This is a genomic window from Mycetohabitans sp. B2 (assembly GCF_021733735.1).
In the GTDB taxonomy this organism is placed as follows: domain Bacteria; phylum Pseudomonadota; class Gammaproteobacteria; order Burkholderiales; family Burkholderiaceae; genus Mycetohabitans; species Mycetohabitans rhizoxinica.
Genome location: NZ_JAHKSP010000029.1, coordinates 112,145 through 120,615 on the forward strand (window position 1 = coordinate 112,145; position 8,471 = coordinate 120,615).

General features: G+C 59.9%; 7 protein-coding genes and 2 pseudogenes. 5 read left to right on the forward strand and 4 right to left on the reverse strand.

The window, feature by feature from the left end; genetic code table 11:
- The first annotated feature begins 13 nt into the window (after positions 1 to 13).
- From KPG66_RS07015 to KPG66_RS07030, 4 genes are all read left to right on the forward strand, one after another.
- Positions 14 to 1,051 carry a branched-chain amino acid ABC transporter permease gene (locus tag KPG66_RS07015; protein ID WP_237070376.1) on the forward strand — a complete coding sequence of 346 codons (1,038 nt, stop codon included), beginning with the start codon at positions 14 to 16 and terminating at the stop codon, positions 1,049 to 1,051.
- Complete coding sequence (locus KPG66_RS07020; protein ID WP_237070377.1) at positions 1,048 to 1,818, forward strand: ABC transporter ATP-binding protein; 771 nt, start codon at positions 1,048 to 1,050, stop codon at positions 1,816 to 1,818. Before KPG66_RS07015 ends, KPG66_RS07020 begins: the two co-directional genes overlap by 4 nt.
- Positions 1,815 to 2,531: an ABC transporter ATP-binding protein gene (locus tag KPG66_RS07025; protein ID WP_237070378.1), complete on the forward strand. Its 717-nt coding sequence runs from the start codon at positions 1,815 to 1,817 to the stop codon at positions 2,529 to 2,531. Before KPG66_RS07020 ends, KPG66_RS07025 begins: the two co-directional genes overlap by 4 nt.
- An 85-nt stretch (positions 2,532 to 2,616) precedes the next feature.
- Complete coding sequence (locus KPG66_RS07030; RefSeq protein ID WP_237070379.1) at positions 2,617 to 3,480, forward strand: alpha/beta hydrolase; 864 nt, start codon at positions 2,617 to 2,619, stop codon at positions 3,478 to 3,480.
- A 188-nt stretch (positions 3,481 to 3,668) separates the two neighbouring features.
- Here KPG66_RS07030 and KPG66_RS07035 read toward each other — a convergent pair whose 3' ends face one another.
- Positions 3,669 to 4,802: an alkene reductase gene (locus tag KPG66_RS07035; protein WP_237070380.1), complete on the reverse strand. Its 1,134-nt coding sequence runs from the start codon at positions 4,800 to 4,802 to the stop codon at positions 3,669 to 3,671.
- Between the two features lie 67 nt (positions 4,803 to 4,869).
- Positions 4,870 to 5,598 (reverse strand): annotated as a pseudogene (locus KPG66_RS07040) (MFS transporter); the annotation flags it as partial.
- Between the two features lie 103 nt (positions 5,599 to 5,701).
- Here KPG66_RS07040 and KPG66_RS07045 point away from each other — a divergent pair.
- On the forward strand, positions 5,702 to 6,604 hold the full coding sequence (locus KPG66_RS07045; protein WP_237070381.1) for a LysR family transcriptional regulator: 903 nt from the start codon (positions 5,702 to 5,704) through the stop codon (positions 6,602 to 6,604).
- Between the two features lie 263 nt (positions 6,605 to 6,867).
- Here the strand turns inward: KPG66_RS07045 and KPG66_RS07050 are convergent, their stop codons facing one another.
- On the reverse strand, positions 6,868 to 7,512 hold the full coding sequence (locus tag KPG66_RS07050) for a MarC family NAAT transporter (protein WP_041753532.1): 645 nt from the start codon (positions 7,510 to 7,512) through the stop codon (positions 6,868 to 6,870).
- A gap of 270 nt (positions 7,513 to 7,782) precedes the next feature.
- Positions 7,783 to 8,109: pseudogene (locus tag KPG66_RS07055) on the reverse strand (ISNCY family transposase); the annotation flags it as partial.
- Between the last annotated feature and the right edge of the window lie 362 nt (positions 8,110 to 8,471).

Sequence of the window (8,471 nt, forward strand, 5' to 3'; positions counted from 1 at the left end):
CAGGCGGACGATCATGTCGATCCCATTAGCCGTGCGCCGTACGGCGCGTTCAACATCGAGCAGCCACGAGTCACCCGCGCGCGCGACGCTCACTGGCAGGATGTCATGGCTGATCATGGCCGCGTTGATCGCGGTGCCGCTTTACGCACAGGCGACCCAGCAGCCGTTTTTACTGACGTTGGTCACGCGCATCGCGATTCTCGCCATCGTCGCCATGTCGCTGGATCTGATATTGGGCGTTGGCGGTCTCGTGAGCTTTGGACACGCGCTGTTCTTTGGGCTGGGCGCTTATGCTACCGGGATGCTCGCGCAACACGGCGTGAGCAGCGGCTGGCTGCATTTGCTTTGTGCGGTCGCGGTCAGTGCACTGGTGGCTGTGGTGACTGGGGCCATCGCGTTGCGCACCCGCGGCATCGCATTCATCATGATTACGCTGGCGTTCGCGCAGATGTTTTACTTTTTTGCGGTCGGTCTTCGCGAGTATGGGGGCGACGATGGCTTCGCGCTGGCTGCCGGCAGCCAGTTCGGCGCCGTGCAGCTGACTGATCCGCTCACGCTATACGTCGTATCCGCATGCCTGCTGATGGCGCTACTCGCGTTCGGCAGACACTTCCTGCACACTGCAATGGGCATGACACTAGGTGGTATTCGGATTAACGAGCGCCGGATGCAGGCGCTTGGTATACCCACTACGCGATGCAAACGGGCTGCCTATGTCGTTGCCGCGGTATTGTCAAGCGTCGCTGGCATGTTGTTCGCGAACCTGACCCAATTCGTGGCTCCGTCGTATCTGTCCTGGACGATGTCCGGCGATCTGATCGTGATGGTGGTGATCGGCGGCGCCGGCACGTTCATCGGCGCAGTGCTCGGCGCGTTTGCGATCGTGTTGGCAGAAGAGGGGCTCAAGGCAATGACGGAGCACTGGATGCTCGTCATGGGACCATTGATCGTGGTGGCGGTGCTCGTCAATCGCCACGGGCTTGCAGGGCTGCTCGAGTCGTTCGGCGCACGCACGGCCCGTAGCCCCCGTGCGACGGGAGAGCAAGTATGAGTTTGTTGCAAGTGACGGGATTGGTCAAGCGTTATGGCGGCTTTGTCGCGACCGACCATTTCAGCATGACGATCGAGGCGGGCGAGATCCATGCGGTCATTGGGCCGAACGGGGCCGGCAAGAGCACGCTGATCGCGCAACTGGCCGGCGAGTTGCGCCCGGATGCAGGCACGATCAAGTTTGACGGCCGCGACGTGACATCGACAAGCATCAGTCAACGGGCGCAGCGCGGCTTGACACGCTCATACCAGATCACATCTGTGCTCCCGGACTATACCGCACTGCAGAATGTCATGCTTGCGGTCAATGCGCTCGGGCCGCGGCGCTTTAGCTGCTGGGGCGCGCTCGCGCGCCAGAGCCGCGTGCGTGAGCCCGCACTGGCGCTGCTCGAGCGTGTCGGATTGGCGCAGCGCGCGCATGTAAGCGCTGCGCAGATGGCGCATGGCGAGCACCGTCAATTAGAGCTGGCGATGGCGCTCGCCGGCCGGCCCAAGCTGCTGTTGCTCGATGAGCCCATGGCAGGCATGAGCCAGGCCGAGTCAGAGAACATGATGGCACAGCTGTACGAACTCAAAGGCCGTCATGCGATGTTGCTGGTGGAACACGATATGGATGCGGTCTTTGCACTGGCCGACAGGATCACTGTATTGGTCTACGGCAAGCCGATTGCTACAGGCCGTGCCGACGAGATCCGCACTGATCCTCGCGTACGCGAAGCTTACCTCGGTGATGACACGGCACTGCACGGCAAAGGGAAACACGTATGACGGGCCGATTGCTTGAAGTCGAATCGCTGGTAGCGTTTTATGGCCGCAGCCAAGCGTTGTTCGGTGTCGATCTGATGGTCGACGACGGACAGTTCGTGACGCTGCTGGGTCGTAACGGGATGGGCAAGTCCACGACAGTCAAGTCGATCACCGGCTTGCTGCGCAGTTGCACGGGCGCCGTCCGGCTCGGTGGCAAGCCGGTGCATTCAAGCGCGTCCTATCGGATCGCGCGGGCCGGCATCGGTCTCGTGCCCGAGGGCCGACACGTCTTCCCGACTTTGACGGTGCGCGAGAATCTTGTCGCGACGGCACGCGCCGGCCATCCGCGGCCAGGGGGGCCATGGACGCTGGAGCGTGTCTACCAGCTGTTTCCAAGGCTCAAGGAACGCGAGCGTAACCTCGCTTCGAACCTGTCCGGCGGGGAGCAGCAGATGCTTGCCATCGGCCGCGCGTTACTCACCAATCCGCGCCTGCTGATCTTGGACGAAGCGACAGAAGGGTTAGCGCCGTTGATTCGCGCGGAAATCTGGCGATGCCTTGCTGAACTGAAGCGGACCGGATTGGCGATTCTTTGCATCGACAAGAACCTCGCATCGCAACTGGCGATTGCGGACCATCACTACCTGATGTCCAAGGGACGCGTGGTCTGGCACGGCGACTCGGCACAGCTGCAGGCGCAGGCGGACAAGTTGAGCGTGCACCTAAGCATCTAGCGACACGGCAGCTGGCGCAGCGTATCATGCCGCCGCGGCAGTGGCTGCGGCGTATCATGCATTTCGAACTGACAGCGGGACCATCATGCCGTTTGACTTGACGTTTTCCGACCTCGCTGAACGCGCGGTTCAGTACAACGCTCGCGCCTCCGTAGCCGACTTCGATGCGCAAATGCGCCTATACGCGCAGCTAGCCGAGCAGTCCCGGCAAGCCTGCCCGGCGATACTCGACCAACGCTATGGCATGGGACAGGCCGAGCGCATCGATATCTTTCCGGCCGTTGCGGCCCGCCAGCCCGCGCCGCTCTTCGTCTACATTCACGGTGGATACTGGCGTTCGCAGCGCAAGGAAGACGCGTGCTCGATGGCGCAAGCGCTGACGAGCCACGGTGTGGCGGTGGCGATGATCGAATACACACTATTGCCTGAGGCGACGCTTGCCGAAGTCGTTCGCGAGGTGCGCAGCGCGCTCGCATGGTTGTATCGCCATGGCGGAACCTATGGCATCGATGTCCAGCGGATCATCGTCTGCGGCAGCTCGGCGGGAGCGCATCTGGCCGGCATGCTGTATGGCGACGACTGGCAACGCGCGTTCGAGGTTCCGTCCGACGTCATCAAGGGAATCGTCGGCCTGAGCGGACTCTACGATATTCGGCCGTTGTGCGACATCAACGTCAACGAATGGCTACGGCTCCATCCGGAGCAAGCGGCGTTGCTCAGCCCGGCATTGCGGCTGCCGCACGACGGACCGCCGGTAGTATTGGCGGTCGGGGGCCTAGAGACAGCCGGCTTCAAGCACCAGACCTATCATTTCCATGAACTGCTGGTCGCAAAAGGATTGCCGGTCCGACTGGTGCAGCAGCCAGATTGCCATCATTTCAATCTGGTCAACGAACTCGCCGATCCATCCAGCGAACTGCTTCACGCCGTGCTGGCGCTGCTGCAGTAGAGCGGGGCGGTTGCGGCTAGTGATGCGTCATGCCAAAGGAGAGTTTCTGGCGACCACTGATGTCGGCAGATGTGTCGCTCATAGCGTCCGGCTTGCCGGTACGATAGCATGGCCCCGCGCCATGGCACCGATGTGGCTAGCCATACGATCGAGCCGCGCGCAGAAGGAATTTTTTACGGCCTCTCTGGTCACGCGGATACCATGACACCCGCACGATTTTCGTCGAGCACTGGATAGTCCGTGAGGCCCTTCGCGCCGCCGCCGAACAGCGTCTCGCGATGAGGCTGCGCGAGTGGTGCGCCACGACGCAGGCGCTGCACGAGGTCGGGATTGGCGACGAACGGACGACCGAACGCAATGAGGTCGGCCCAGCCCGCTTTGATGGCGTCGCGCGCGCGTTCACCCGTGTACTTGCCCGCATAGATCAGTATGCCTGAATAGGTGGCACGCAGCTTGCGTTTGAATTCGAGCGGCATGTGGGGGGCGTCGTCCCAGTCGGCTTCGGCGATATGGACGTAGGCCACGCCGATCTTGCCGAGCCGCTTTGCCGCTGCGAGATAGGTCGTTTCCGGGTCCGCGTCTTCGCAACCGTTGAGCGTGGTGAGCGGCGCGAGCCGGATGCCCACGCGCTGCGCGTCGCCCGTGCCTTCGATGAGCGCGCGCGCCACCTCGTCGAGGAAACGTAGACGATTTTCTAGCGGCCCGCCGTATTCATCGGTGCGCGTGTTCGCGTTCGAATCAATGAACTGGTTGACGAGATAGCCGTTCGCGGCGTGCAGCTCGACACCGTCGAAGCCCGCCTTGATCGCGTTGCACGCTGCCGTGCGGTACTGGTCCACGATTTCGCCAATCTCGTCGATGCTGAGCGCACGTGGTTGGGAAGCCTGAACGAAGCCCGGCGTGCCGCGCTCATCGCCGGCGATGAACACGTTCACGCCTTTAGCCTGAAGCGGCGATGACGACACCGGCTGCTCGCCGCCCAGCAGGCTCGTGTGACTCAGGCGCCCCACGTGCCAGAGCTGCGCGAAGATGCGGCCACCTTTGGCATGAACCGAATCCGTCACCTTGCGCCATCCGTCGATCTGGCCTGACGTGTGGATGCCGGGCGTCCACGCGTAACCCTTGCCGAGCGGCGCGATATACGTGCCTTCGCTCACGATGAGGCCGGCGTCGGCGCGCTGCGCATAGTATTCGGCCATCAGGCCGTTGGCCTCGTCGCCGGGCTGGCTTGCGCGCGAGCGTGTCATCGGCGGCATCACGATGCGGTTGGGCAGGGTCAGTGCGCCGAGTTGGAGCGGCTGGAAAAGCGGATCACAGTTCATGATGTATTTCCTGATTGGATTCACGGCGTAATTGCCGCGAACGTTCAAAATGGACTTTGTCGGGTTAGACGAGCACGACGCTGACCTCGGATGGCGAGAATCCCGTAATCTGCTCGAGCAACGGCGCCATGAACGTAAAGGCGATGAGCGAGCCGCCGTAACCCACTGCAGTCATGGCATAGACCAGCGCGAGACGCGGTTGGGCGAGCACCCGGAACTGCTGGAGCAGCCCGGCAGGATGCGTATGCGCGAGTTGGCGCGGAACGAAGGCCATGGCGCCGAAAAACGCGATCAAGCCGAAGCTGGCCACAATGAAAAAGGTTGCTCGCCAGCCGAAGTGCTGACCGATAAAGGTACAGAGCGGAATACCCGCAACGAAGGCGACCGTCATGCCGCTGAACATGGTTGCGATCGCGCTAGCCGCCTTGTCCTTCGGAACGAGCGTCGTTGCGATGATCGAGCCCACGGAGAAGAAGACGCCGTGGGCGAGGCCGGTTAGGACCCGCGCCACAATCAACGAGTCGTAACTGGGGGCGCGCCAGGCGACGAGATTGCCTATGGTGAAAAACGCCATCAGTCCCGCGAGCAGGAGCTTGCGCGGCACGCGCCCGGTCAGGGCGGTGAGCACGGGTGCCCCGACCGCGACGCTAAGCGCATACAGGCTCACGAGGAGGCCGGCGGAGGGCAGGCTGACGCCGAGGTCGGACGAAATCGTCGGTATTAGACCAACGATCACGAACTCGGTCGTGCCGATGGCAAAAGCGCTGATAGTGAGCGCGAGGAGGGCGAGGGGCATGGCTTACAGTCCTAGCTTCGGTGAAGACGGGACGGAGTGTGCACGCTTTACTTTTGTTTAAAAAGTCGTCTATAAACGAAATCGTTTTGATTTGAAATCAAAAATGAAGATCACACTGGACGAGTTGCAGGCGCTTGTGAGCGTTATCGACACCGGTTCCATCACCGCCGGCGCGCAACAGCTCGGCCTGACCATTTCAGCCACGAGCCGCACCTTGGGAAGGCTGGAGGAAAAGCTTAAAACTACGCTGGTGCGCCGTACCACGCGCCGCCTAGAGCTGACGGAGGAAGGGCGGGCGTTTCTAAGCGACGCCCGAGCGATCATCGCATCGGTAGAGAGCGCGCAGGAGCGGATGGCCGCGTACCGCGAGCGGCCATCGGGGCGGCTGCGTGTGGATGCGGCCACGCCGTTCATGCTCCATGTGATTGTCCCCTTCGTGCAGGGTTACCGTGAGCGCTATCCGCACGTCGAATTGGAACTTAACAGTAACGAAGGCATCATCGATCTGCTGGAGCGGCGCACCGATGTGGCCATCCGGATTGGGGCGCTAAAGGATTCCACGCTGCATCGCAAAGCCGTGGGCCGTAGCCGCTTGCGCATCCTTGCGAGCCCCGCGTACCTAGAAGCCCATGGCCACCCAAAGCGCGTTGAAGATCTGACAAGGCATGCGCTGCTAGGATTCAACCAGCCAGAGGCGCTCAATGTCTGGCCGATATTGGGGCCTGACCAAGAGCCGTATCGCATTACGCCAACGATCTGGTCGTCAAGCGGAGAAACGCTTCGGCAACTCGCGCTGGCGGGTGCCGGTGTCGTGTGCCTGTCCGACTTTATGACCGTGCGTGATCGGCGCGACGGGATGCTCGTGGAGCTTTTCCCGCGTCAGACCCAAGACGTCCGGCAGCCGATCAATGCGGTCTACTATCGCAATACCGCGATTTCGGCGCGCATTGCGTCGTTCGTCGATTATCTAGTCGACGCGGTGCGCGACACCGAATTCGGGCGGTAGCTTGTTACTTGATCAGCTTCATGGCAGCGAAAAAGGCCCTGCCACAGGCTGCCGGGCAGGGGAGAAGGAGCGGTCAATCCCATACCCCTTTACTGTGAAGTCAGTGTCGATCTTGGTGCCACCGCGCGTTGCTTCAAAGTGTCTGCCCAGGATCGCCTGCTCATTGGGGGGTAATGACAAAAAATTATGGGTAATCGCAAGATTTATAGACCGCTCACAATTGTTCTGTGTCAGCATAATTAATGCGACAGAACCTTAAACGGTCATTCCGATGCCATGAAGGCCCCGTGCAGCCCATTCAACCCAAACTGAACGCCCATGCAGACCAGCATAAAACCCATTACTCGGGAAATGGCATCGGTGCCAGACCTTCCTAACAAATGAAGCACCCGCGATGCGCTGCGCAAAGTCATCCACAGGATCAACGTAAGCGCAATATCGACAGTTAGCACGACGAGATGATCGATTAGACGATACCCACCTGTTCGGTGGATTGCTGAAGCATCGCTAACAATCATCGCAATCGCGCCTGGACCAACGGTCACAGGCAAGGTGAGTGGAATAAAAGCCACATTTGATGGATGCTTTGACGCTATTTTCTCCTGTGCCTCAATCTCGTGATATTTTGGGAAAAGCATTCCAAAACCAATATAGGTAACAATCATCCCTCCTGCAACACGCATTCCCGGAACCGAAATACCGAATGCGCTCATAATGGCACTGCCTGCGTAAAAACAGACCAATAACGATATCAGTACATAAAGGGCGGTCAAGTTGATCTGCTGATTGCGTTGCGCGGGGCTCATATGAGCGCTCAATCCAAGAAATACGCTGGCGCTAGTAATCGGATTGATGATCGGTAAGAGTGTTATCAGGCCAATCCCAACATAACTCAGATAGTCATTCATACTATTATGCTCCTTTTCTGTGCATAGCTCATGCCGTTTGTTCCAGATTGTGGACCGCCTGTCAGTTTCCTTGCATATTTCGCGCCTGCTTTCGTAAGCATCGGCTGTGCCACCTGCAAAATACAATGATGAGCGGGACTATCTGAATGTTTCGTGCAGCTTGTATTTTCGCACATCTAGGCTGAAGCAAATTTTGTCCCGCCACGAACAACTCAAAAACATTTCCCCAAATCGAGTGCGTTGCTCTGCTGCTGCGCATGCTCGAAATGCTGCCGCGATGAAGGAGGGCGCATATGCATTGGCCTGGGCCACCGTGCTGATGCTACGCAGCCACAGCTCCTTGACCAATCGGTCTTGCAACGTCAAGTGCGCATGTTCCACCCGCCCCTTGGCCGAACTGCTGTTCGCGCAGAACATGTCGATGTTTAGCCCGTACATCGCACGGCCGAACGGCATCATACGACTGCCAGTCCTGCCCGATGTAACGTTGCGAAAGATGCTTGCCTTGTCGCTGTAGAATGCGCCCGGCTTGCCGTAGCGCTCGATATACGCCCGCGTCGCCTCGAAATAGCTGAACGTCGATTCCGTCTCAAAAAATCGACGCCGAACTGGAAGGCGTCTACGACGCCGAGGACAAGGTTGGGGCGCTGGAATCACGCCGCGAACAGGTGGCCGGGGAACTACAAGCCATCGAGCAAGCCTTGCAGGGCCATGCCCCGGTAGTTTGGCCCGCCGACGCCCACTGCCTGATTGCTAATCCGAGCGAGCGATCCACCATCATGCCTCACGCGCCTCTCGCATCGCAAACGGCCTCGTGAGCTGCTTACAAAGCGCGCACGCAGCATGCTCGAGCGCGCTGGAACTATGTTTTGGGCGTATTCTGCGTCACGTGCTTGAGGCCCAGCATTTCCACGGCCTTTCTGGAAATTCGATAAATCAAGATGTAGGTAGACTCATTT

What these genes read in the sequence shown, in the direction of transcription:
- KPG66_RS07020 (WP_237070377.1), top strand. Translation starts at nt 1,048, where the DNA reads ATGAGTTTGTTGCAAGTGACGGGATTGGTCAAGCGTTATGGCGGCTTT.
- KPG66_RS07045 (WP_237070381.1), top strand. Translation starts at nt 5,702, where the DNA reads ATGAAGATCACACTGGACGAGTTGCAGGCGCTTGTGAGCGTTATCGAC.
- KPG66_RS07025 (WP_237070378.1), top strand. Translation starts at nt 1,815, where the DNA reads ATGACGGGCCGATTGCTTGAAGTCGAATCGCTGGTAGCGTTTTATGGC.
- KPG66_RS07035 (WP_237070380.1), bottom strand. Translation starts at nt 4,802, where the DNA reads ATGAACTGTGATCCGCTTTTCCAGCCGCTCCAACTCGGCGCACTGACC.
- KPG66_RS07015 (WP_237070376.1), top strand. Translation starts at nt 14, where the DNA reads ATGTCGATCCCATTAGCCGTGCGCCGTACGGCGCGTTCAACATCGAGC.
- KPG66_RS07050 (WP_041753532.1), bottom strand. Translation starts at nt 7,512, where the DNA reads ATGAATGACTATCTGAGTTATGTTGGGATTGGCCTGATAACACTCTTA.
- KPG66_RS07030 (WP_237070379.1), top strand. Translation starts at nt 2,617, where the DNA reads ATGCCGTTTGACTTGACGTTTTCCGACCTCGCTGAACGCGCGGTTCAG.